Here is a 22376-nt window from a genome sequence, read left to right as displayed (position 1 = left end):
TTGTGCGAAGATGCCCCTGCGCCGAGCTTGCGCGGGCGATTGTCGGCCCCCTGCCTTACCGCTATAGAGGCGCCGACGAGCCAATGCTTGCGGCCTGTTCGGGGGGACGGCGATGACGATAAGGGTCAGCATGTCGAAGATCACGATCGACGAGAGCTATCGGCCGACCGACGACGAACCATTCATGAACGAGCGCCAGCGGGAATACTTCCGCCGCAAGCTGCACCAGTGGAAGGCGGATATCATCCGCGAGTCCAGCGAGACGCTCGCCACGCTCCAGAGCGAGAACGAGAACCATCCCGACCTCGCGGACCGGGCCTCCTCGGAGACCGACCGGGCGATCGAGCTCAGGGCTCGCGACCGCCAGCGCAAGCTGATCGCCAAGATCGACGCGGCGCTCGCCCGCCTCGAGGATGGCTCCTACGGCTATTGCGAGGAGACCGGCGAGCCGATCTCCCTCAAGCGCCTGGAGGCCCGCCCCATCGCGACCCTGTCGCTGGAGGCCCAGGAGCGCCACGAGCGCAACGAGCGGGTCCACCGGGACGATTGAGCCGGCGAGCCGGACGAGACCTGGAGCCCCCGCCCGCGAGGTCGGGGGCTTTTTGCGCTGGGAGGGGCGCGCCGCCTCACCGTGAGCGGAATCCGCCCGCCATCGCATAGATGGCGAGCCCGGCGCCGAGCGCCAGGACAGGGCCGATCAGAACGAGGTACGTGTTCATTCCTCCAGCCTCCCGAGGATCCGCCTCGCCGCGAAATGTAGGGTGAGCCCTGCGCCGAGCCAACCGAGGGCCGCGAGCAGCGTTGCCGGAACGCCGACGTGAAGCGGGCCTTGAACCCCGAACGAAGCCGCCGCGAGCGGGGTGATGAACCCGGCCACGATGCATGCGATCGCCACCCCGTTCAACGCGGTCGCGGACAGCTTCGTTCGCTCGTTGTGGATGAGGCTCACGAGAGGGAATTGTCACAGAGCTTGGCAGCGCATATTGATCAGAAGATGTGACGTCATGCAAGGCACGCAAGAGGCGAGACCATCTCGGCGGCGAGGGTGTTCGTCCCGATGCGAAAGAGCCGAGCAGCCCCCTTCTCGACATCGCTCGGCCACCCCATTAAACCCCCTTGACCACAGATGAAACGGCGCGCCGCGGGGCGGGCCACGGGGTGCTTTCACGATGAGCGGCGTCAACGAGATCCGGTCGGCCTTCCTGAACTACTTCGCCAAGAACGGTCACGAGGTCGTGGCGTCGAGCCCGCTCGTGCCGCGCAACGACCCGACCCTGATGTTCACGAACGCCGGCATGGTGCAGTTCAAGAACGTCTTCACGGGCGTCGAGAAGCGCCCCTATGCCCGCGCCACCACGGCCCAGAAATGCGTGCGCGCCGGCGGCAAGCACAACGATCTCGACAATGTCGGCTACACGGCCCGCCATCACACCTTCTTCGAGATGATGGGCAACTTCTCCTTCGGCGCGATGCCGGGGGAGGCGAACGCCTCGCCCTACTTCAAGGCGCTCGCCATCGAGCTCGCCTGGGGCCTCATCACGAAGGAATACGGGCTGCCCAAGGACCGGCTGCTGGTCACCGTCTACCATGACGACGACGAGGCGGTGGAACTCTGGAAGAAGATCGCCGGCTTCTCGGACTCGAAGATCATCCGCATCCCGACCTCCGACAATTTCTGGCAGATGGGCGACACGGGCCCCTGTGGCCCGTGCTCGGAGATCTTCATCGACCAGGGCGACAAGCTCCAGGGCGGGCCTCCGGGCTCGCCGGACGAGGACGGCGACCGGTTCCTGGAGTTCTGGAACCTCGTCTTCATGCAGTACGAGCAGGTGGAGCCCGGCACCCGGATCCCGCTGCCCAAGCCCTCCATCGACACCGGCATGGGCTTGGAGCGCATGGCGGCGATCATGCAGGGGGTGCATTCGAACTACGACACGGACCTGTTCCGCACCCTCATCGACGCCATCGCGCACGCCACCGGCGTGGCGCCGGAAGGCGCGCGAAAGGCCTCGCACCGGGTGATCGCGGACCACCTGCGCGCCTCGTCCTTCCTCGTCGCCGACGGGGTGCTTCCCTCCAACGAGGGCCGCGGCTACGTCCTGCGCCGCATCATGCGACGCGCCATGCGTCACGCACAGCTCCTTGGATCCAGGGATCCCTTGATGTTCCGCCTCGTGCCCGCCCTGGTGCGGGAGATGGGGCAGGCCTATCCGGAGCTGGTGCGCGCCGAGCCCTTGATCACCGAGACGCTTCGCCTGGAAGAGACGCGCTTCCGCAAGACGTTGGAGCGCGGCCTTGCCATCCTGGACGAGGAGACCCGCGACCTGCGGGAGGGCGCGAAGCTGTCGGGCGAGACCGCCTTCACCCTCTACGACACGTTCGGCTTCCCCCTCGACCTCACCCAGGACGCCCTGAAGGCGCGGGGCATCGGCGTCGACACGGACGGCTTCACCGAGGCCATGCAGCAGCAGAAGGCGAAGGCGCGTGCCGCCTGGGCCGGCTCCGGCGAGGCCGCGACGGAGACCGTCTGGTTCGCCATCCGCGAGCGGGTCGGCGCCACGGAGTTCCTGGGCTACGACACCGAGACGGCGGAGGGCGTCGTCACCGCCCTCGTCCGCGACGGCCGCGAGGCCGAGGCGATCGCGGCGGGCGAGACGGGGCTCGCCGTATTCAACCAGACCCCGTTCTACGGCGAGTCGGGCGGCCAGGCCGGCGACACGGGCCTCGTCACCGGGGGCGGCCTGCGGGCACGGGTCACGGCCACCGAGAAGCGGCTCGGCGACCTCTTCGTCCACCACGTCACCGTGGAGGAGGGAACGCTGCTGCCGGGCCAGGCCGTGGAGCTCGCCGTCGATCACGAGCGGCGCGGCACGGTGCGGGCGAACCACTCGGCCACCCACCTCCTGCACGAGGCCCTGCGGCTCGTGCTCGGCGACCACGTGGCGCAGAAGGGCTCACTCGTGGCGCCCGAGCGCCTGCGATTCGATTTCAGCCACCCCAAGCCCCTCACGGAGGAGGAGCTGGCGCAGGTGGAGGATCTCGCCAACAAGCTCGTGCTCCAGAACGAGCCCGTGGTCACGAAGCTCATGGCCGTGGACGAGGCGATCGAATCCGGCGCGCGGGCGCTCTTCGGCGAGAAGTACGGCGACGAGGTGCGCGTGGTGTCCATGGGCACGCATCGCGGCGGCGAGCGCGCCGGCAAGGCCTACTCGATCGAGCTGTGCGGCGGCACGCACGTGTCGCGCACGGGCGACATCGGCCTCATCGCCATCGTCGGCGAGAGCGCGGTGGCGGCGGGCGTGCGCCGCCTGGAGGCGCTGACCGGCGACGCGGCGCGCCGCCATCTCTCGGCGGAGAGCCGCCGCCTGCGCGACGTGGCGGGCCTGCTGAAGGCCCCCGTGGACGAGGCGGGCGAGCGGCTCGCCGCCCTGATCGAGGATCGCCGGCGCCTGGAGCGCGACCTCGCCGAGGCCCGCCGCAAGCTCGCCATGGGCGGCGGCGGCACGGGCGAGGATCCCGTGCGCACCATCTCCGGCATCAAGCTCATGGCCCGCGCCGTGTCGGGCATCGAGATGAAGGACCTGAAGAGCCTCGCCGACGAGGGCAAGAAGCGCCTAGGCTCGGGCGTCGTCGCCATCGTGGGCGTTGCCGACGACGGCAAGGCGGGCATCGTGGTCGGCGTCACCGAGGACCTCACGGCACGCTTCGACGCGGTCAGCCTCGTGCGGGCCGGCGCCGAGAAGCTCGGCGGCAAGGGCGGCGGCGGGCGGCGCGACATGGCGCAGGCCGGCGGCCCCAACGGCGCCGACGCGCAGGCCGCGCTCGAAGCCGTCGAGGCGGCCCTCGCCACCGCGTGAGGGGCCGTGAAACGGGGTAACGAGCGGTCGCTCCGGCGCCGGGTCTACGAGCTTCTCGAGCCCGGCTCGGAGGACCGCGCGGCCTTCTTCGTCGATATGGCGCTGATCGCCTTCGTGCTGGTCAGCGTGGCGGCGGTCGTTCTGGAGACCGTGCCGTGGATGGCGGAGGCCTGGCCCGCCTGGTTCGTCGCCGCCGAGATCGGCACCGTCGCGATCTTCACGGTGGAATATCTCCTCCGGTTCTGGTGCTCCCCGGAGCACGCGCCCTGGCGTAACCGGCCCGAATGGCGGGCGCGCCTGAACTTCGTGCGCCAGCCTCAGGCGATCATCGACTTCGTCGCAATCCTGCCGTTTTACCTCGCGCTCGTCATGGACGCGGGCGATCTCAAGTCGCTCCTGATCCTGCGCCTGTTCCGCTTCCTGAAGCTCGCCCGCTACTCGCCGGGCGTGCAGAGCCTGCTCGACGCCATCTACGGCGAGCGGCGCGCCCTCGTCGGCTGCGGCGTGCTCTTGCTCGGCACCATGCTCGTCTGCGCCGCCGCGATGCACTACGCCGAGCACGACGCCCAGCCCGACAAGCTCGGCACGATCCCCGACGCCATGTACTGGGCCATCGTCACCCTCACCACGGTCGGCTACGGCGACGTGACGCCGATCACGGCGCTCGGCCGGATCATAGCGTCTCTCACTGCGGTGATGGGCATCATCATGCTAGCCCTGCCCGTCGGCATCGTGGCGAGCGCGTTCCAGAAGGAGATCCACCAGCGCGACTTCGTGGTGACCTGGAGCATGGTGGCGAAGGTGCCCCTCTTCGCGGCGCTGGACGCCAGCGAGGTCGCCGAGATCATGCGCTTCCTGCGCGCCCGCTCCTGCGAGAAGGACGAGATCATCGTGCGCCGGGGCGAGGCGGCGGACGCGATCTATTTCATCGTCACGGGCGAGGTCGAGGTGCGCATGCCGGAGGGCGAGCGGCGGATGGGGCCGGGCGACTTCTTCGGCGAGATCGCCGTGCTGCGTGGCGGCGAGCGCACCGCCACCATCGTCGCGGCCGCCGACTGCAAGCTGCTTGCGCTCGGCGAGCACGACTTGCGTCACCTCATGGACCGCAGCCCCGAGATGGCGCGGCGCATCAAGGACAAGGCCCGCGGCCGCCTGGAGGAGCGCGGCGAGGCGCCGAGCGGCGAGATCGAGAAGGCCTGACGGCGGCCGGACGTGCGCGGGCGCACGCAAGCCCCGGTTCCCTCCGTTTAGCCCTTGCGGGGCCGGCGCAAGATCGGCTCCCGGGGAATGAAATCCATGCTTCGCCTCGCGCCCGCCCTCCTGGGCGGGATCCTCGCCTCGTCCACCGCGCTCGCCCAAGGCGCGCCCGCCACCGTCCTCGTCATCGACGCCTCGAACTCCATGTGGGGCCGGGTCGACGGGCGCCCGAAGATAGAGATCGCGCGGGAGGCGGTGGCATCGTTCGCCGGGGTGCTGCCCCGCTCGGGCCGGCTCGGCGTCGTGGCCTATGGCCACCGCCGGCCCACGGACTGCGCCGACATCGAGACGCTCCAGCCCCTGACGGCGGTCGACCCCGCCCGGGTGAAGGCCATCGCCGACGGCCTCGTGCCCCGGGGCAAGACGCCCATCACCGCCGCCCTGCGCCAGGCCGCGGGCTCGCTGGATGCGAAAGGCGGCGCCGTGGTCATCGTGACGGACGGCGTCGAGACCTGCGGCGGCGATCCTTGCGCGCTCGCCGACGAGATCAAGCGCCGCAACGGCGGCATCGTGGCCCACGTCATCGGCTTCGACCTGCGCACCGCCCGGGAGCGGGCGAGCGTCGCCTGCATCGCCGAGCGCACGGGCGGCACCTTCGTCGCGGCCTCCGGCGCCGCCGATCTCGCCGGTGCCCTGCGCGCCGTGGCGGGCGCGAAGGCGAAAGCGGTGGTACCCGCGCGCACCATCGCGTTGGAGGCCACCGACGGGCCCGGCGGCAAGCCGGTTCCGGGCGCGAGCTTCACGCTCCAGCGGCGGGGCGAGGAGCTGCCGGCCGCCTCCGGCGTCGCCGGGCCGGTTCTCCTCAGCCCCGGCCTCTACCGCGTCTCCGCCGCCACCACGACGCGCACCGGAGCCGTCGAGGTCGAGGTGAAGGCGGGCGCGCCGGACCGGATCCAGGTTCCGCTCGCCGGTACGCTCCCGAAGGCGGATCTCGCCGTCCTGACGCCAACCGTGCCGGCGGCCGGCACGGCCCGGGTGCGCTGGAGCGGACCCGCCGCCGAGAACGACTACGTGGCGGTCGTCCGCCGCGACGGCGAGGCGCTCGAGACGCCGTCGTGGGCGGACCTGCGCGAGGGTAACCCGCTCGCCGTGCGGGCGCCGGGGGAGGCCGGCGCCTACGAGGTCACCTATGTCCACGGCGCCACCGGATCGGTGCTGGCCCGGACGCCGCTCACCGTGACTGCCGTGAGCGCGACGTTGAGGGCCCCCGCCAGGGCCGGAATGGGGGACGAGATCCGGGTCGAGTTCACGGGTCCCAAGGCGGCCGAGGACTGGATCGAGCTCGTGGCCCCCGCCGCCGGCAATGCGTCGCCCGCCTCCGTCACGTGGCAGAGCGCGGAGGGCGATCACGTCACCCTGCGCATGCCCGGCAAGCCCGGACGCTACGAGGTCCGCTACGTCATGGGCCTGAGCCAGCGGGTTCTCGCCGCCGTGCCGGTCGAGGTCGCCGCCGCCTCCGCCACGGTGAGCGGCCCCGCCCGCGCCGTCGCCGGGGGCACGATCGAGGTCGCCTACAAGGGCCCGCAGGGCAGCAGCGATACCTTCGTCGGGATCGTGCCCAAGGGCTCCGGGCAGGAGGCCTTCATGGCCGGAGCCTACGAGAGCTGGTCGGAGGAGGGCAGGGCGAGCTTGCGCGTTCCCGGCAAGCCGGGGAGCTACGAGCTGCGCTACGTGCTGGGCACGGCGGACGGGTCGCGGGTCCTGGCCTCGGCGCCGCTCGAGGTCGCGCCCGCCGCGGCGACCGTCTCGGCGCCCGACCGCGTGCGCCGGGGCGGCACGCTCGCCGTCGCCTTCACCGGGCCGAAATGGGAGAGGGACTTCGTGACCCTGGTGCGGGCCGGCCGGAGCGACGGCGATTCCGGAACCTATCGCGAGGCCGGCGAGGGATCGCCCGCCACCCTCGACGTGCCCGACGAGCCCGGCGCCTACGAGGTCCGCTACGTCATGGACGCGCCGGAGGGGCAGGTCGTGCTCGCCCGCAAGGCCGTGCGGGTGGACTAGGACGGGGAGCGCCATGCGTTGCGCTGCGGGCCTGTCCGGCGTTACATCGGGATCATGACCCGCGACACCCTCTCCATCGCCCTGGCGCAGCTCAACCCCACCGTCGGCGATGTCGACGGAAACCTAGAGCGGGCCCGGCGGGCCCGGGCCGAGGGGGCGGGGCTCGGGGCGGACCTCGTCATGTTCTCCGAGCTGTTCCTGGCGGGCTATCCGCCCGAGGACCTCGTGTTGAAGCCTGCTTTCCAGGATACCTGCCGCGCCGCCTGCGAGGTGCTCGCCCGGGAGACGGCGGATGGTGGGCCGGCGGTCCTCATCGGCCTGCCCTGGGCCGAGAACGGGGATCTCCACAACACCTATGCCCTTCTCGACGGCGGCGTGATCCAGGCGGTGCGCCACAAGGTCGACCTGCCCAATTACGGCGTCTTCGACGAGAAGCGCGTCTTCGTGCCCGGCCCCCTGCCGGGGCCCGTGTCGGTGCGCGGCGTGCGGATCGGCATTCCCGTCTGCGAGGACATCTGGAAGGAGGAGGTGGTCGAGTGTCTCGCCGAGACCGGCGCCGAGATCCTGCTGGTACCCAACGCCTCGCCCTATTGGGGTGGCAAGACGGACGAGCGGCTCAACATCGCCGCCGCCCGGGTCACCGAATCGGGCCTGCCGCTCGTCTATCTCAACCAGGTGGGCGGCCAGGACGAGCTCGTCTTCGACGGCGCCTCCTTCGCGCTCGACGCCGATTGCTCGCTTACCGTCCAGATGCCCGCCTTCGTCGAGAGCATCGCGCTCACCCGCTGGGAGCGGCGCGGGGCGGGCTGGACCTGCGTCGAGGCGCCGAAGGCCGTCGTGGAGGACGGCGAGCCCGCCGACTACGCGGCCTGCATGCTGGGCCTGCGGGATTACGTGGACAAGAACCGCTTCCCCGGCGTGGTCCTGGGCCTCTCGGGCGGCATCGACTCGGCCCTATGCGCCGCCATGGCGGTGGATGCCCTGGGCCCTGAGCGGGTCCATTGCATCATGCTGCCCTACCGCTACACCTCGTCCGATTCCCTCGACGACGCGCAGGACTGCGCCCGGCGGCTGGGCGTGCGCTACGACGTGATGCCCATCGCGCCCGCCGTCGAGGGCCTGGAGGCGTGCCTCGCGCCGCTCTTTGCGGGCAAACCCCGGGACATCACCGAGGAGAACGTGCAGAGCCGCGCGCGGGGCACGCTTCTCATGTCGGTGTCGAACAAGTTCGGGCCCATGGTGGTCACCACGGGCAACAAGTCCGAGATGTCGGTGGGCTACGCGACGCTCTACGGCGACATGAACGGGGGCTTCAACCCGATCAAGGACCTCTACAAGATGGAGGTCTACCGCCTGTGTGCGCTACGCAACCGCTGGAAGCCGCGGGGGGCGCTCGGGCCGGACGGCGAGGTGATCCCGGAGCGCATCATCACCAAGGCGCCCTCGGCGGAACTGCGCGAGGACCAGAAGGACCAGGACTCGCTGCCGCCCTACGAGGTTCTCGACGACATCCTGGAATGCCTCGTGGAGCTGGAGATGCGGGTCTCGGACGTGGTGGCGCGCGGCCACGATCCCGACACTGTGCGCAAGATCGAGCGGCTTCTCTACCTCGCCGAGTACAAGCGCCGCCAATCCGCGCCCGGCGTGAAGGTGACGCGGCGCAATTTCGGGCGCGACCGGCGCTACCCCATCGTGAACCGCTTCCGCGACCCCGGCACCGCCGCGCTCCAACCCGACGAGGCGCTGTACCGGGCGGCCGGGCCCGCGCGGAGCGACGCGGCGGACTACTAGCGCCGCCCCCAAGAAAAAACCGCCGGAGGTGCGCTCCGGCGGCGGAAGTGTCGGGTCTCGAAAACTGCCGGGCCGTCGGGTCCGGCGGTCAATACTTTGAAATCAGAACACTCCCGCCACGATGGCGCCCATGAAGACCAGGGCGGCACAGACCGCGGCGACGTTCAGCTTCGGAGCCAAATTGTATCTGCTCACGAGGCCCATGCAACACCTCCCCTGCGAAGGACCTGACGCAGAGATTAGCAGGCCCTGGCGTGTCGACAAGTGGGCGAAGATGCGACAAGCGCCGCAGCGGCATGTCGTTCTTGGTTAATCATGGGTTAAGCCTCTGTTTTGCCGAGGCGAAAAATTTTTCGTCCGCACGGTCTCACGCGTCCCTCAACGCGCTCTCGACGAAACGCGCCGCCGAAAGCGCCAGCGCATCCGCCCCGAACGGCGCCACGACTTGCACGCCGAGCGGCAGGCCCCGGGCATCCGCGAGGCCCGGCACGTTCACGCACGGGGTGCCCATGAGGGTCCAGAGCCGGTTGAAGGCGGAGGTTCCCGTGGAGGCGAGGGTCTCGGGCGCGGGGCCCGGCGCCGAGACCGTGAGGAGCACGTCGACATCGAGGAACACGTCGCGCAGGGCGCCCCGGGCGCGGTTGGCGGTGGAGCGCGCCGCGTCGTAGGCCCCGGGCTCGATCCCCGCCGCGGCGTCGAGGAGACCGCGTAGCAGCGGGGGCAGCGCGTCGCGGTGGCGGTCTTGCTCGAAGGCGAGCGCCTGCGCGGCCTCGAAGTCCTGGATCGTGGCATGGGCCGCGAAGGCGGCGGCGAAGATCGGCGGCAGGTTCACCCGAGTGACCCGCGCGCCCTCCGCCTCCGCCGCGGCGGCCGCCTGCTCGACCGCCTGAAGGATCGCCGGATCGGCCTCGCCCGCGAAGTCCTGGACCACGACGCCGATGCGCGGGGCCCCGGGCTCGCCCTGGGGCAGGAGCTCGCCCCGGCCGGTGAGCGCGGCAAGCCCGTAGGCCACGTCGGCGACGCCCGCCGCGAAGAGGCCGACCGTGTCGAGGCTCCAGGAGAAGCACTTCACGCCGATCGCGGGCAGCATGCGGTAGGAGGGCTTGATCGCCGCGACGCCGCAGAACGAGGCGGGGCGGATCACCGAGCCGCCGGTCTGCGTGCCGATCGCGAGGGGTACCATCCCGGCCGCCACCGCCGCCGCCGACCCCGACGAGGAGCCCCCCGGCGTGTGGGCGGGATTACGCGGGTTCCGGGTCGGGGTGGGGTCGATATAGGCGAACGCCGTGGTGGAGGTCTTGCCGACAGGCGTAGCGCCTGCCCGGCGCAGGAGGCTCGTCACGGGCGCGTCGGCGAAGGGGCGCCAGCCGTCATAGATCGGGGAGCCCATGCCCGTCGGCTGGCCCGCCACGTCGACGATGTCCTTCACCCCCACCGCGATCCCCTGGAGCGGTCCCTCGCGGCCCGGCCCCGCCGTGGGGTCGAGGTGCACGAAAGCCCGGATCGCGTCGTCGCCGGCGGCGACCGCCTCCAGGGAGGCGCGGATCGCGGCCTCGGGCGTGAGCGAGCCGGCCTCGATGCGGCGGCGGATCTCGATGAGCGACTGCATGGGAGCCTCGGGCAGCGGGGAGGGGATCCCCTGGGGCGCGGGCCACGGCCGCCCCTGGCGGCGCGAGCCGGGCTCGTCGCGGTGATGGGCTGGTCTAGCATGCGGGCGCCGCCCCGTCGCGAGGCGAAGGACGGCGCCGTGCTCCGAATCGGGGCAATCCGGGCCGATCAGGGTTGACGCCGTCTTTACCGCGGGCTGCGCATTTGAGGGGCATGTTGCGTCGTGGTGTTGCCTTCTCGGTTCTCGTTGTCGTGGGCTTCGGTCTCACGGGGTGCGGCCTGTTCAAGGGCGAGCAGCGCGAGGCGTGGCGAACGCAGGCCGAGGAGGCCTGCCTCGCCGCCCGCCAGGTGACGAACTCCGCCTATATGTCGCGCACCTCGCCCATCGACGGACCGGGCACCTGCGGCATCACCTATCCGTTCCGCGTCGCGGCCTTCGCGGGCGGCACCGTGGGCCTCAGCCGGCAGGCGACGCTCGGCTGCCCCATCATCCCGAAGGTGGACACCTGGCTCGACGACACCGTCCAGCCCGCCGCCGCGCTCTATTTCGGCCAGCCCGTGGTGGAGATGAAGTCGGGCTCCTACAACTGCCGCCCGCGCAACAACCAGCGCGGCGCGCGCCTGTCCGAGCACGCCTTCGGCAACGCGGTGGACATCTCCGCCTTCGTGTTCGCCGACGGTCGCGAGATCACCGTGGTGAAGGGCTGGCGGGGGCAGCCGGAGGAGCAGGAGTTTCTGCGCGAGGTGTTCGTGGGCGCCTGCCGGCACTTCACGACCGTGCTTGGCCCGGGCGCCGACATGTTCCACTACGACCACTTCCATCTCGACCTCGCCCGCCACGACGCGCGGGGCACGCGCCGGATCTGCAAGCCCGTGCTGAAGTTCTCGCCCCGTCTGACCGAACCCACGGCGGCCGCCGTGATGAGCCACGGCCGGTTCCAGCCCCCCGCCGACTGGTCGCGGCCCGCGCCGCGCCCGCAGCCCAAACCCGGCTGGGTCCAGCAGCCCGCGGCGGAGCCCGAGTTCTCCGAGGAGGAGCCCGACGCCGAGACCCTCGGGCCCGTGTCGCAGGGCCCCGGGCCGTCCCCGGCCCGCGCCATGGCCTCGTCGGCGGAGCCCCGCTTCACGCCGATGCCGGGCCGCTCGCCTGGACCCGCGCCGATGGGGGCCCCGATGCCGCTCGGCGGCGGGACGCGGGAGGCGTCCGGCTCGCCGCAGCTCGGGACGGGGGTGCCCCTCTACTGACCGGCGGCCTGCCGTCGCGACAGCTTTGCCACACTCGGGCTCTCTCGTGCCCGCGGGCGTGGCATCGACCTTGACCTTCCGGGACACCGCCGCCATCGTCGCGGCAAACCTATCGAACGGATCAGCCATGCGGCGTGTTGCGCTTCTCTCCCTCCTGGCCCTCGTGGCCGCCAGCGCGGTCCAGGCGCGCGACGTGGTGCCGGCCGAGCGGCGCATCCTGCCCTGGGACGCCAACATCCCGGCCTGCCAGGACCCGAGCGTCCTGGAGAACATCACGGCCGCCTTCGCGAGCCGCGAGGACAAGTTCTGGACCGAGGGTCTGCGGCTCGTGGCCTACGAGCAGATCAACCCCGTCGCCTGGCGCCCGGACGGCCTCGACCTCATCCCCCGCCGCTTCTGCACGGCGGTCGCCCACGTGAACGACGGGCGCAAGCGCCGCATCGACTACGTGGTGCGCGAGGATCTCGGCTTCGCGGGCTTCGGCTGGGGCGTGACGTGGTGCGTCCACGGCCTCGACCGGCACTGGGCTGACGCCCCGGGCTGCCGGATGAAGCGCCCGTGAGGGCAGCGGCCCTCGCGGTGGCGGCGCTGCTCGCCGCGGCGCCGGCCTCTGGTGAGACGCGGGGAGCCGAGCCCGGCTCCTTCGACTTCTACGTCCTGGCCCTGTCCTGGTCGCCTGGGTTCTGCGCGTCGGAGGGCGGGCGCCGGGATCGCGATCAATGCGCGCCGGGCAGCGGCCTCGGCTTCGTGGTGCACGGCCTGTGGCCGCAGAACGAGCGGGGCTACCCGACCGCCTGCGGCGCCGAGCGGACGCCCACCCGGGTCGCCCTCGACGAGGCCCGCCGGGTGCTGCCGAGCGAGGGGCTCGCCCGCCATCAATGGCGCAAGCACGGCACCTGCTCCGGCCTCGATCCGCTCTCCTACTTTCGCGCCGCGGGCCAGGCGCGCGACCGGGTGACGATCCCGGACCGCTTCCGCGACGCCCGCGAGCCCCTGACCATCGCGCCCGTCGAGATCGAGCGCGCCTTCGCGGCCGCCAATCCAGGCCTTCGCCCCGACATGATGGCGGTTGCCTGCCGGCGCGGCGCCCTCCAGGAGGTCCGCATCTGCCTCGACCGCACCCTGAAAGGTTTCGTGGCCTGCCGCGAGGTCGACCGGGACGGCTGCCGGGGCGGGGACCTGCACGTCGACCCCGTGCGTTGAGGGCGGGCACCGGGCTCACCCGCCCGCCGGGGCCGGTCGCCCCGTTTTCCATCCGGAGCGTCCCATGAACTACCGGCACGCCTTTCACGCCGGCAACTTCGCCGACGTCATGAAGCACGTGCTGCTCGCGCGCCTCATCGACTACCTCAAGCGCAAGGACACGCCCTTCCGGGTGATCGACACCCATGCGGGTATCGGCCTCTACGATCTCCAGAGCGAGCAGGCGAGGCGCACGGGCGAATGGGGCGAGGGCGTGGGCCGGCTCGACGCGCCCTTCGCCCCCGACGTCGAGGCGCTGATCACGCCCTATCGTGCGGTGCTTGCGGCGGTGCGGGCGCGCCACGGCGCCGACGCCTATCCGGGTTCGCCGGCGGTCGCCCGCGAGATGCTGCGGCCGGCCGACCGCGCCGTCGCGGTCGAGCTCCACCCCACCGACCATGCGAAGCTTGCCGAGCGCTTCATGAGCGCCACGAACGTCAAGGTGATGCATCTCGACGGCTGGACGGCGCTCCATGCCCTGATCCCGCCCCGCGAGCGGCGCGGCCTCGTCCTCGTCGATCCGCCCTTTGAGACCCCGGGCGAGATGGAGCGCCTCCCGGCCGAGCTCCTGAAGGCTCTGCGCAAGTGGCCGACGGGGATCTTCGCGGGCTGGTACCCGATCAAGGACACCCGCGCCGTGGACCACGCTCTGATGCCCCTCGCTGATGCCCCGCGCCCGGTGCTGCGCCTCGAGCTTCTGGTGGACAGCCCCGATAACCCGAACCGCCTCAACGGCTGCGGCCTCGTCGTGATCAACCCGCCCTGGCCGCTGGCGGATGAAGCGGCGATCATCCTCCCCGCGCTCGCCGAGCGCCTGGCCCGCGCGGGCCACGGCGCGTCCCGCTGTGAGCGGATGGGAGCGGCAGGGTAGGGGGTTCTCCACCCGCCTCATGCTGAGGAGGCCTGCGGGGCAGGCCGTCTCGAAGCACGCAGGACGCTCGTGAGCCGGAGGGAGATTCCTGGAGCGCCCTTCGAGGCTCCACCGGACCAAGTCCGGGGTCGCGCCTCAGGATGAGGGTGAGTGTGGGGAAACGACCTCTCAGCCACCCGCCCGGCGGAACACCACGCTCAAGTTGTTGGCCGGCATGGCGATGCGCTCGGCGAGCGCAAGGCCGTGGCGCTCCGCGAGGCCCGCGACCGCGTCGAGGTCGCGCAGGCCCCAGGCGGGGTCGCGGGCCCGCAGGTCGAGATCGAAGGCCTCGTTGCTCTCCGCGGTCGCCACGCCGTCCTCGCGGAACGGGCCGTAGAGATACAGGACCCCGCCCGGCGGCAGCACCGCGGCCGCACCCGCCATGAGGCCGTGGGTGGCGGCCCAGGGGGCGATATGGATCATGTTGATCGAGACCACCGCGTCGGCCCGCAGATCCGCCGGCCAAGCGCCCGCCGCGTCGAGCGGAATCGGGGGGAGAAGGTTCGGCAGCCCGGCCCTGGCGCGATGAGCCGCGATGCTGCGCAGCGCGGCGGGATCGGCGTCGGTCGGCTGCCAGCGGAGGCCGGGGAGGGCGCCGGCCAGGTGCACCGCGTGCTCCCCCGTGCCGCTCGCGACCTCCAGGACGAGGCCCGTGGGCGGGAGCACCCCGCGCAGGACTGCGAGGATCGGCTCGCGGTTGCGCTGGACGGAAGGGCTCTCGAGGGCGTCGACGGGATCGAATTCCATGACGCCGTCGGTGCCCGCGGCGGGCGGCCGCGTCAAGGCTGAAAGAACGGGCGGAAGGGGGCGAGCCAGGCGCGCAGCCACAAGTCAAGCGCCTGCTTGGCCCCATCCTCCGAGGGCGCCCAGCCCCACGCGTCCTCGGCAAGCGGGCTCGACCAGAGCCAGAGGCGGTTCGTGGCGTCGAACTCGACCGCGCCGACCTCCACCTCACCCACATGGCCGACGACGCGGCGGGTGGGGATGCCGGCGATCTCGGGGCGGGTCCAGGCGATGGGGCTCTCTCTCATGGCCCCCTCAACCCGCGAACCGGCCCCCGCGTTCGCCTCACGCGGCGATCGAGGCTTCGGGCTCGCCTGCGAGCACGCCCCGCATCCGGTGGCACAGATCGTCGATGCCGAGCTCGTCGAGGAGGTTGCCCTCGGTGAGGTCCTGGATGTCGGCGGGGAGCGATTCCATACGCTCCTGGAGCTCGCGCAACGCCACCATGATCGTGGTGGCCTCGGACTCGTTCAGGCGAAAGGTAAGCATGCAGCGACCTGCCCCTCGTTCGTGACCGCGCGCGAGTGTGAGGCGCGGCGATGAACGGAGGGTAAAAAACGACCCAGCCGTCAGCAAACGCCAAGATGCCGCACAGCAGCGCAAGATGATAACGTAGGTTAAAGGAATACAGTTCGGCGTGTTGCTCGATGCTCAGTTGCGTGACGTCGGGCCGGATGCTCGCTCAGGCTGAGTTGGCCACGACGAGGATCGCGATCAGCACGGCGACGGCGAGCAGGCCGCCCATGGCGACGACCCAATGCGTATGCCCACCCCCGGCGCGCCCCTCGTCCACGGCGCCGGCCGGAGCGCGCACGGGCGCCGCGGCGGCGGTGTCGCTCGCGGGACCGGCGGGCGGAACGGCGATCTCGCGCGCGGGCAGGATGATGGAGGGCTCGTCCGGTCGCAGGGCTGCAGGCCGGGCGCCGCCCGTCAGCAGCGCGGCGTCGACCTCGACCGGGATCCCGGCTTCCTCCAGGTGCACGATGACGAGGGCAATCTCGTCGGGATCCATCGCGTTCACCGGAAGCTCCGCCTCCAGGTCGCCCGTCGTGAGATGGCCGCGACGACGGCCAAGCGCCATCAGACGCTCCAGTGCCGCCTTGTCGAAACCCACCATCGCGCCGCCTCCGTCCGTTCGCCGACTCAACGGCGGGAGCCCTGTTCGGTTGCATCGATCTTAACTCAAGTTAATTTGCAAGTATTCAGTCAAGCCTTGCAGTAGGCGGCGGAACGTTTTGCTGTTCAGTGGATTGAAAGTCTCAAATCCACATAGGAAAACAGCCATGCGCATCATTCCGACCCGTATCCACGGCATGCTCGACTACGCGACGGGGCTTCTCCTGCTCATCTCGCCCTATCTGTTCGGTTTCTCGCGCGTCGGCGGCGCGGCGCAGTACCTTCCGATGATCATGGGCGTCGCGATCATCGGGTTGAGCCTCGTGACGGATTACGAGCTCTCGATCGCGAAGCTGATCCCGATGCCGACGCACCTTGCGGGCGACGTCGCGGCGGGGGCCCTGCTCGCCGTCTCGCCTTGGCTCTTCGGCTTCTCGGACCGCGTCTACCTGCCGCATCTGGTCATCGGTCTCGCCGAGATCGGCGCCGGCCTCATGACCCGCACCACGCCGGACCGGGCCGCGTTCGCCGGCCACCATTCCTGAGAGGCCGCCCGCGACGGACGATATCCTCTCCCCCATCATCGGGACGGGGGAGAGGAGACCGGCGGCCCGCCGCTGGGGCATTGAGCTTCGGGGCCGAATCGGCGTTCGTGATCCTTGAGACCACGGCCGGGGACGGTTCATGCGCATTTCCGTCATCGGGGCGACGCTCGGCGTCGGGCTCGCCCTGACCAACCAGGCGAGAGCGGCCGGTCACGCCGTGACGGCGGTCGGGCGTAGCCTGCCGGCTTCGCTCAGCCCCGACCTCATCCATGTCCAGGGCACGATCGAGGATCCGGAGGTGGCGCGCCGGGCCGTGGAGGGCGCCGACGCCGTGGCCTGGTGCGCGGGCGGCCACGGGTTCGGCCCCGCCTTCCTGAAGCGCGTCGACTGGATCTCGCGCGGGACGACCTCCCTCATCGACGCCATGCGCGCCGAGGGCGTACGCCGCCTTGCCGTGGTGACGGGCATCGGCGCGGGCGACAGCTGGGGGCACGGCGGGGCGCTCTACGACCGGCTGCTCCTGCCACTCGCGGTCGGCGCGCTCTATGCCGACAAGGACCGGCAGGAGGCGATCGTGCGGGCCTCGGACCTCGATTGGACGATCGTCCGGCCAGGCTTCCTCATCGACGAGCCGCCCCGGCGCCGCTACGGTGTCCACACGGATCTCACGGGCCTCGTCGCGGGCCCGATCAGCCGCTCCGACGTGGCCGACTGCCTCCTGCGCTGCCTGGTCGACGGGGAATGGCTGCGCGAGACCATCCTGATCTGCGACAGCAGGACCATGGCATGACGCTCCATCTTCGGCCCGCCCGCCCCGGCGAGGCCGGGCTCGTCCTCTCCTTCGTGCGCGAGCTCGCCGAGTACGAGCGCCTCGCCCACGAGGTCGACGCCACCGAGGCGGACCTCGACCGCGCGCTGTTCTCGCCCCATCCGCGCGCCTTCTGCAGCATAGCGGAGTGGGACGGGGAGCCCGCGGGCTTCGCGCTCTGGTTCTACAACTTCTCCACCTTTCGCGGGCGGCACGGGATCTATCTGGAGGACCTCTTCGTGAGGCCCGCGCACCGGGGGAGGGGGATCGGGCGGGCGCTGCTGGAGAGCCTGGCGCAACGCTGCCTCGACGAGGGGCTCGCGCGGCTCGAATGGTGGGTGCTCGACTGGAACGAGCCCGCGCTCGCCTTCTACCGCTCGCTCGGCGCTGAGCCGATGGAGGAATGGACCGTGCAGCGGGTGACGGGCGAGGCGCTGGCGCGGCTCGCGGGGCGCGCGTGAGCCGCCCGCTCGCCATCGTCGTGGCGGTGGCCGAGAACGGCGTCATCGGCCGCGACAACGGGCTCGCCTGGCACCAGCGCGCCGACCTCAAGCGCTTCCGGGCGCTCACGCTCGGCAAGCCGATCGTCATGGGCCGCAAGACCTACGCCTCCATCGGCAAGCCGCTGCCCGGCCGCGAGACGGTGGTGCTCACCCGCGACCCGGCCTTCGCGGCGCCGGGCGTGCACGTCGCCCATGACCTCCCCGGAGCCATGCGCCTCGCGGACGAGATCGCCGGCCGGATGGGGGCGGACGAGATCCCGGTCGTGGGCGGCGCCGAGCTCTATCGCGCGGCGCTGCCGCTGGCCGACCGCCTCCACCTCACCCTCGTCCACGCGGAGCCTGAGGGCGACGTCAGCTTTCCAGATTACGATCCCGCCGACTTCGTCGAAACCTGGCGCGAGAGCCATCCCGCGGGCCCCCACGACGATCATCCGTTCACCTTCATCGATCTCCGGCGGCGGCGGCCCGCCGCATCCTGTTGACGAAACCGTGGCGCCACCCCAATTGCCCCGGTACAGGCGGGTCGCACTTCACAACGATCCCTGAAACGGTCACAACGACCTCACGAACATTCTCAAGGGAAGGCTCAAGATGCCTTGGAGCAATCAGAGCGGCGGCGGCGGGGGCGGTGGTCCCTGGGGCGGCGGCGGGGGCGGTCGCGGCCCCGGCGGGCCTTGGGGCAACGGTCCCCAGGGCGGCGGCCCGGGCGGCAACCCGCCCGATCTGGAGGACATCCTCCGCCGCGGCCAGGACCGCATCCGGGACATCATGCCCGGCGGCTCCATGGGCGGTAAGGGCCTCGTCGCGCTCCTCCTCCTCGGCGCTCTCCTGTGGCTCGCCACGGGCATCTATACCGTGCGGCCCAACGAGGTCGGCCTGAACCTGCGCTTCGGCCGCTTCATCGGCCAGTCGAGCGAGGGCCTGCGCTACAACTGGCCCTATCCGATCGGCCAGGTGATCAAGCCCAGCGTGACGACTGTGCAGCGCACCGAGGTCGGCTACCGCTCCGGCGGCGGCCCACGGGGCGGCAACCGCGACGTCCTCGAGGAGAGCCTGATGCTCACCGGCGACGGCAACATCGTGGACATCGACTTCGACGTGCAGTGGCAGATCGACGCCGCCCGCGCCAACAACTACGTCTTCAACCTCCAGAACCCGGACGGCACCATCAAGTCCGTGGCCGAGAGCGCCATGCGCGAGGTCATCGGCCGCCGCCAGATCCAGAACATCCTCACCACCGAGCAGGGCAGCATCGCCCAGGAGGTGCAGGCGATCACCCAGGGCGCCCTCGACGCCTATGGCGCGGGCGTGCGGATCAACGTGGTCCAGCTCCAGGCGGCGGTGCCGCCGGCCCAGGTGCGCGAGGCGTTCTTCGACGTCAACGCGGCGCAGCAGGACGCGGTCCGCCTCCAGAACGAGGCCGAGACCTATGCCAGCCGCGTGGTGCCGGAAGCTCGGGGCCAGGCGTCCCAGATCGTGCAGCAGGCGGAAGCCTATCGCGAGCGCGCCTTCGCCGACGCCACCGGCCAGGCGAGCCGCTTCAACCAGGTCTACGACGAGTACCGCAAGGCGCCCGACGTGACCCGCCAGCGGCTCTTCCTCGAGACCATGGAGCGCGTCTTCGGCGGCACCGACAAGGTCCTGATCGATCCGAGCGCCCAGAACGGGTCGGGCGTGGTGCCCTTCCTCCCGCTGAACGAACTCCAGCGCCGTCCCCCGCAGGCCGGGACCCAGCAGGGCCAGGGAGCCGCCCGATGAACAATTCCGCGATCCGCATGGGCGGGCTGATCGTCGCCGGTCTCCTGGCGCTGCTCCTCTTCGCCTCCCTCTTCACGGTCTACCAGACCCAGTACGCCATCGTGCTGCGCTTCGGCGCGGTCCAGAAGGTGATCTCGCAGCCGGGCCTCTACTTCAAGGCGCCGCTGATCGAGACGGTGCTCAACGTCGACAAGCGGGTGCTCGACCTCGACCTGCCGGTCCAGACGATCCTCTCCACGGACCGTCAGAACCTGGAGGTAGACGCCTTCGCCCGCTACAAGATCACCGACCCGCTGCGCTTCTTCCAGGCCGTGAACAACGTCCAGAACGCGGGCGCGCGCCTCACCAGCTTCACGAATTCCGCGCTGCGCAACGTGCTCGCCAACGCCACCACGACGGACATCATCCGCACGCGGCGCGGCGAGCTCATGAACGAAATCCAGGACAGCGTGAACCGCCAGGCGCGGGGCCTGGGCATCGAGGTGGTGGACGTGCGCCTCACCCGCGTCGACCTGCCGCCGCAGAACAGCGAGGCCGTCTACAACCGGATGCGCACCGAGCGCCAGCGCGAGGCCGCGGACCTGCGGGCGAACGGCCAGCGCGAAGCCCAGACCATCCGGGCCCGCGCCGACCGCGAGTCGACCGTGATCGTGGCCGAGGCGACGCAGCGCTCCGAGGAACTGCGCGGCCAGGGCGACGCCGAGCGCAACCGCATCCTCGCGGAAGCCTTCCAGCGCGACCCCGACTTCTTCTCGTTCTACCGCTCGATGCAGGCCTACGAGACAGGCTTCCGCCCCGGCGACACCCGCCTGGTGCTGTCGCCGAACTCCGACTTCCTGCGCTACTTCAACGATCCGATGGGTCGCGGCAACGCAGGCGGCACCCGACCGGCGACGCCCCCGCCTCCGGCGCCGCCCCGGCCCGGCCCCCAGGCGGGCGCGGTTCCCCCGCCCGCGCCGCCCGCAGGCCCCTCCGCCTCGGCGGGGCCTGAAGCCGGGCCTCCGGCCGCACGGCCGGTCGTGCCGCAATAGGCGGCGATGAAGGATCTGCTGGCAGCCCTCGGCCTCGTTCTCGCGGTCGAGGGCCTCCTGTTTGCGGCCTTCCCGGAGGCTGTGCGCCGTGCCATGATCGATGCGGCGCAAAGTCCCGCCGACCGGATGCGTCTGGTCGGGATCGGTTCGGCGGTGGCGGGCGTTGTGCTGCTGTGGGTCGCGCGTGGCGGCATCTGAGGCATGCCCGTGCATGGCAAAGCCCCGCTTCCGCCCTATTTGACACATGAAACACGCGATACCGGGCGGATCTGCCCCCATCCGAAGAGGACCGATATGGCTCAAGTGGTGAAAGCGCTCGCGCGGACGGCGGCCATCGCCGCCCTGGCGTCGAGCGCTCTGCTGCCTCTCCCGGCAGCCTCGCAGGGCACGCAGCCGCCCGCAATGGTGACGCCCGCCCAAACCATCGCGCCGCTGCCCGCGCCCGCGCAGCCCCCACGCAACGCGCCCATGTCCTTCGCGGATCTGGCCGAGCGGCTCTCGCCCGCCGTGGTGAACATCTCGGCCGCGACCACCGTCGAGGCTCGCGGCCGCACCCTGCCGCAGCTGCCCCCCGGCACGCCCTTCGAGGACCTCTTCGAGGAGTTCTTCAACCGGCGTGGCCAAGGCGGGCAGGGCGGCCAGGGCGGCCCCGGCGCCGAGGGGAACCGCACGCCGCAGCCGCCCCAGCAGCAGCAGCGCCGCTCGAACTCGCTCGGCTCCGGCTTCGTCATCGACCCGTCGGGGATCGTGGTGACGAACAACCACGTGATCGGCGATGCCAACGACATCACCGTGATCTTCGCCGACGGCACCCGCCTCAAGGCCGAGGTGATCGGCAAGGACACGAAGGTCGACCTCGCGGTGCTGCGCGTGAAGTCCGACAAGCCGCTCCCCGCCGTGCCCTTCGGCGACGCCGAGGCGATCCGCCCAGGCGACTGGGTGCTCGCCATCGGCAACCCGTTCGGCCTCGGCGGCTCGGTCACCGCCGGCATCATCTCGGCCCGGGGCCGCAACATCGATTCCGGACCCTACGACAACTACATCCAGACCGACGCGTCCATCAACAAGGGCAACTCGGGCGGTCCGCTCTTCAACATGGCGGGCGAGGTCATCGGCATCAACACGGCGATCCTGTCGCCCACCGGCGGCTCGGTCGGCATCGGCTTCGCCGTGCCGGCCTCGACGGCGGCGCCCGTGATCGACCAGCTGCGCCAGTTCGGCGAGACCCGCCGCGGCTGGCTCGGCGTGCGCATCCAGAACGTGGACGAGTCGACCGCCGAGGCCCTTGCGCTGGGCTCGGCCCGCGGCGCTCTGGTGGCCGGCATCGACGACAAGGGCCCGGCGAAGCCCGCGGGGCTCGAGGTCGGCGACGTGATCGTCCGCTTCGACGGCCGCGAGGTGAAGGATTCCCGCGATCTGCCGCGCATCGTCGCGTCCACCCCCGTGGGCAAGAGCGTCGAGGTCACGGTGGTGCGCAAGGGCCAGGAGCTCAAGCGCAGCGTCACCCTCGGCCGCCTGGAGGAGGGCGAGGCGACGCGCCAGGCGAGCGTCAATCCGCCCGCCGGCAACGCGCCGGAATCCCCCAACGCCACGCGCCGCGTGCTCGGCCTCGAGCTCTCCGGCGTCACGGAGGAGCTGCGCAAGCGCTACAACATCAAGGACACGGTGAAGGGCGTGGTCGTCACGCGGGTGGAGCCCAATTCCAACGCAGCCGACAAGCGCATCCAGGCCGGCGAGGTGATCGTCGAGGTGGGCCAGGAGGCGGTGAACTCCCCCGCCGACATGGCCCGCCGCGTCGAGGCGCTGAAGAAGGAGGGACGCCGCTCGGCCCTCCTCCTCGTCGCCAACACGCAGGGCGAGGTTCGCTTCGTCGCCGTCACCATCGAGTGATCGCGCCGGGGCTCCAGCCCCGACGGATGCG

The 22376-nt window shown here is 71.3% G+C and carries 23 protein-coding genes; 17 read left to right on the top strand and 6 right to left on the bottom strand.

The genetic code is table 11. The features are described 5' to 3' along the window. Positions 1–130 precede the first annotated feature (130 nt). Positions 131–550: an RNA polymerase-binding protein DksA gene (gene dksA / locus F0L46_RS02820; RefSeq protein WP_149815509.1), complete on the top strand. Its 420-nt coding sequence runs from the start codon at positions 131–133 to the stop codon at positions 548–550. A 165-nt stretch (positions 551–715) separates the two neighbouring features. Here dksA and F0L46_RS02815 read toward each other — a convergent pair whose 3' ends face one another. Then, the gene (locus F0L46_RS02815; RefSeq protein WP_149815508.1) at positions 716–949 is read right to left on the bottom strand and encodes a hypothetical protein; all 234 of its coding nucleotides are present in this window, start codon (positions 947–949) and stop codon (positions 716–718) included. A gap of 220 nt (positions 950–1169) precedes the next feature. Between F0L46_RS02815 and alaS the strand changes: the two genes are divergently transcribed. The 4 genes from alaS (at position 1170) to F0L46_RS02795 (ending at position 8906) form a co-directional block, all read left to right on the top strand. After that, positions 1170–3857 carry an alanine--tRNA ligase gene (alaS, locus tag F0L46_RS02810; RefSeq protein WP_149815507.1) on the top strand — a complete coding sequence of 896 codons (2688 nt, stop codon included), beginning with the start codon at positions 1170–1172 and terminating at the stop codon, positions 3855–3857. Between the two features lie 6 nt (positions 3858–3863). Continuing rightward, complete coding sequence (locus tag F0L46_RS02805; protein WP_240539831.1) at positions 3864–5057, top strand: cyclic nucleotide-gated ion channel; 1194 nt, start codon at positions 3864–3866, stop codon at positions 5055–5057. Positions 5058–5153: 96 nt separating this feature from the next. Further along, positions 5154–7115 carry a vWA domain-containing protein gene (locus F0L46_RS02800; protein ID WP_188311826.1) on the top strand — a complete coding sequence of 654 codons (1962 nt, stop codon included), beginning with the start codon at positions 5154–5156 and terminating at the stop codon, positions 7113–7115. Positions 7116–7169: 54 nt separating this feature from the next. Then, positions 7170–8906 carry an NAD+ synthase gene (locus F0L46_RS02795; RefSeq protein WP_149815505.1) on the top strand — a complete coding sequence of 579 codons (1737 nt, stop codon included), beginning with the start codon at positions 7170–7172 and terminating at the stop codon, positions 8904–8906. A 367-nt stretch (positions 8907–9273) separates the two neighbouring features. Here the strand turns inward: F0L46_RS02795 and F0L46_RS02790 are convergent, their stop codons facing one another. Further along, positions 9274–10515: an amidase gene (locus tag F0L46_RS02790; protein ID WP_149815504.1), complete on the bottom strand. Its 1242-nt coding sequence runs from the start codon at positions 10513–10515 to the stop codon at positions 9274–9276. Positions 10516–10727: 212 nt separating this feature from the next. Here F0L46_RS02790 and F0L46_RS02785 point away from each other — a divergent pair, with 212 nt between their 5' ends. From F0L46_RS02785 to F0L46_RS02770, 4 genes are all read left to right on the top strand, one after another. Beyond that, a complete protein-coding gene (locus F0L46_RS02785; RefSeq protein ID WP_240539830.1) occupies positions 10728–11759 on the top strand; it encodes an extensin-like domain-containing protein in 1032 nt (343 codons plus the stop codon). 127 nt (positions 11760–11886) lie between these two features. Beyond that, positions 11887–12321, top strand: a complete 435-nt coding sequence (locus F0L46_RS02780) for a hypothetical protein (RefSeq protein WP_149815503.1) — start codon at positions 11887–11889, stop codon at positions 12319–12321. Further along, complete coding sequence (locus F0L46_RS02775) at positions 12318–12962, top strand: ribonuclease T2 family protein (RefSeq protein WP_149815502.1); 645 nt, start codon at positions 12318–12320, stop codon at positions 12960–12962. Before F0L46_RS02780 ends, F0L46_RS02775 begins: the two co-directional genes overlap by 4 nt. A 64-nt stretch (positions 12963–13026) precedes the next feature. Continuing rightward, positions 13027–13872, top strand: coding sequence for a 23S rRNA (adenine(2030)-N(6))-methyltransferase RlmJ (locus tag F0L46_RS02770; RefSeq protein WP_149815501.1), 846 nt, complete (start codon positions 13027–13029; stop codon positions 13870–13872). A 168-nt stretch (positions 13873–14040) separates the two neighbouring features. Here F0L46_RS02770 and F0L46_RS02765 read toward each other — a convergent pair whose 3' ends face one another. The 4 genes from F0L46_RS02765 to F0L46_RS02750 all read right to left on the bottom strand — a co-directional run bounded on the left by F0L46_RS02765 (position 14041) and on the right by F0L46_RS02750 (position 15811). Further along, complete coding sequence (locus tag F0L46_RS02765) at positions 14041–14658, bottom strand: DUF938 domain-containing protein (RefSeq protein ID WP_149815500.1); 618 nt, start codon at positions 14656–14658, stop codon at positions 14041–14043. Between the two features lie 32 nt (positions 14659–14690). Beyond that, positions 14691–14942, bottom strand: coding sequence for a hypothetical protein (locus F0L46_RS02760; RefSeq protein ID WP_149815499.1), 252 nt, complete (start codon positions 14940–14942; stop codon positions 14691–14693). 37 nt (positions 14943–14979) lie between these two features. Continuing rightward, entirely contained in the window at positions 14980–15183 is a 204-nt protein-coding gene (locus tag F0L46_RS02755; protein ID WP_149815498.1) for a hypothetical protein, read from the bottom strand. A gap of 193 nt (positions 15184–15376) precedes the next feature. Further along, positions 15377–15811, bottom strand: a complete 435-nt coding sequence (locus F0L46_RS02750) for an RNA polymerase sigma factor region1.1 domain-containing protein (RefSeq protein ID WP_149815497.1) — start codon at positions 15809–15811, stop codon at positions 15377–15379. A gap of 166 nt (positions 15812–15977) precedes the next feature. On the opposite strand from F0L46_RS02750, the gene F0L46_RS02745 reads away from it, so the two are divergent. The 8 genes from F0L46_RS02745 (at position 15978) to F0L46_RS02710 (ending at position 22345) form a co-directional block, all read left to right on the top strand. Next, positions 15978–16355 carry an SPW repeat domain-containing protein gene (locus F0L46_RS02745; RefSeq protein ID WP_149815496.1) on the top strand — a complete coding sequence of 126 codons (378 nt, stop codon included), beginning with the start codon at positions 15978–15980 and terminating at the stop codon, positions 16353–16355. Between the two features lie 139 nt (positions 16356–16494). After that, on the top strand, positions 16495–17145 hold the full coding sequence (locus tag F0L46_RS02740; RefSeq protein WP_149815495.1) for an NAD(P)-dependent oxidoreductase: 651 nt from the start codon (positions 16495–16497) through the stop codon (positions 17143–17145). Then, positions 17142–17624 (top strand): GNAT family N-acetyltransferase, encoded by a 483-nt coding sequence (locus F0L46_RS02735; protein ID WP_149815494.1) that lies wholly within the window; start codon positions 17142–17144, stop codon positions 17622–17624. The genes F0L46_RS02740 and F0L46_RS02735 overlap by 4 nt, the downstream gene beginning before the upstream one ends. Continuing rightward, on the top strand, positions 17621–18148 hold the full coding sequence (locus F0L46_RS02730) for a dihydrofolate reductase (RefSeq protein ID WP_149815493.1): 528 nt from the start codon (positions 17621–17623) through the stop codon (positions 18146–18148). Before F0L46_RS02735 ends, F0L46_RS02730 begins: the two co-directional genes overlap by 4 nt. Before the next feature lie 109 nt (positions 18149–18257). Beyond that, a complete protein-coding gene (gene hflK / locus F0L46_RS02725) occupies positions 18258–19424 on the top strand; it encodes an FtsH protease activity modulator HflK (protein WP_149815492.1) in 1167 nt (388 codons plus the stop codon). Continuing rightward, positions 19421–20455 (top strand): protease modulator HflC, encoded by a 1035-nt coding sequence (hflC, locus tag F0L46_RS02720; protein WP_149815491.1) that lies wholly within the window; start codon positions 19421–19423, stop codon positions 20453–20455. The genes hflK and hflC overlap by 4 nt, the downstream gene beginning before the upstream one ends. Positions 20456–20461: 6 nt before the next feature. Continuing rightward, positions 20462–20653 carry a DUF2065 domain-containing protein gene (locus tag F0L46_RS02715; RefSeq protein WP_149815490.1) on the top strand — a complete coding sequence of 64 codons (192 nt, stop codon included), beginning with the start codon at positions 20462–20464 and terminating at the stop codon, positions 20651–20653. Between the two features lie 96 nt (positions 20654–20749). After that, entirely contained in the window at positions 20750–22345 is a 1596-nt protein-coding gene (locus F0L46_RS02710) for a DegQ family serine endoprotease (protein ID WP_240539829.1), read from the top strand. Positions 22346–22376 lie beyond the last annotated feature (31 nt).

It is taken from the genome of Salinarimonas soli (genome assembly GCF_008386575.1).
GTDB lineage: Bacteria > Pseudomonadota > Alphaproteobacteria > Rhizobiales > Beijerinckiaceae > Salinarimonas_A > Salinarimonas_A soli.
This window is presented reverse-complemented; position numbering and strand designations above follow the sequence as displayed.

Coding starts and splice junctions, on each gene's coding strand:
- dksA (WP_149815509.1), top strand. CDS start 131: ATGTCGAAGATCACGATCGACGAGAGCTATCGGCCGACCGACGACGAA.
- F0L46_RS02710 (WP_240539829.1), top strand. CDS start 20,750: ATGGCTCAAGTGGTGAAAGCGCTCGCGCGGACGGCGGCCATCGCCGCC.
- hflC (WP_149815491.1), top strand. CDS start 19,421: ATGAACAATTCCGCGATCCGCATGGGCGGGCTGATCGTCGCCGGTCTC.
- F0L46_RS02715 (WP_149815490.1), top strand. CDS start 20,462: ATGAAGGATCTGCTGGCAGCCCTCGGCCTCGTTCTCGCGGTCGAGGGC.
- F0L46_RS02755 (WP_149815498.1), bottom strand. CDS start 15,183: ATGCTTACCTTTCGCCTGAACGAGTCCGAGGCCACCACGATCATGGTG.
- F0L46_RS02735 (WP_149815494.1), top strand. CDS start 17,142: ATGACGCTCCATCTTCGGCCCGCCCGCCCCGGCGAGGCCGGGCTCGTC.
- F0L46_RS02780 (WP_149815503.1), top strand. CDS start 11,887: ATGCGGCGTGTTGCGCTTCTCTCCCTCCTGGCCCTCGTGGCCGCCAGC.
- F0L46_RS02790 (WP_149815504.1), bottom strand. CDS start 10,515: ATGCAGTCGCTCATCGAGATCCGCCGCCGCATCGAGGCCGGCTCGCTC.
- F0L46_RS02785 (WP_240539830.1), top strand. CDS start 10,728: ATGTTGCGTCGTGGTGTTGCCTTCTCGGTTCTCGTTGTCGTGGGCTTC.
- F0L46_RS02740 (WP_149815495.1), top strand. CDS start 16,495: ATGCGCATTTCCGTCATCGGGGCGACGCTCGGCGTCGGGCTCGCCCTG.
- hflK (WP_149815492.1), top strand. CDS start 18,258: ATGCCTTGGAGCAATCAGAGCGGCGGCGGCGGGGGCGGTGGTCCCTGG.
- F0L46_RS02795 (WP_149815505.1), top strand. CDS start 7,170: ATGACCCGCGACACCCTCTCCATCGCCCTGGCGCAGCTCAACCCCACC.
- F0L46_RS02745 (WP_149815496.1), top strand. CDS start 15,978: ATGCGCATCATTCCGACCCGTATCCACGGCATGCTCGACTACGCGACG.
- F0L46_RS02765 (WP_149815500.1), bottom strand. CDS start 14,658: ATGGAATTCGATCCCGTCGACGCCCTCGAGAGCCCTTCCGTCCAGCGC.
- F0L46_RS02800 (WP_188311826.1), top strand. CDS start 5,154: ATGCTTCGCCTCGCGCCCGCCCTCCTGGGCGGGATCCTCGCCTCGTCC.
- F0L46_RS02760 (WP_149815499.1), bottom strand. CDS start 14,942: ATGAGAGAGAGCCCCATCGCCTGGACCCGCCCCGAGATCGCCGGCATC.
- F0L46_RS02770 (WP_149815501.1), top strand. CDS start 13,027: ATGAACTACCGGCACGCCTTTCACGCCGGCAACTTCGCCGACGTCATG.
- alaS (WP_149815507.1), top strand. CDS start 1,170: ATGAGCGGCGTCAACGAGATCCGGTCGGCCTTCCTGAACTACTTCGCC.
- F0L46_RS02750 (WP_149815497.1), bottom strand. CDS start 15,811: ATGGTGGGTTTCGACAAGGCGGCACTGGAGCGTCTGATGGCGCTTGGC.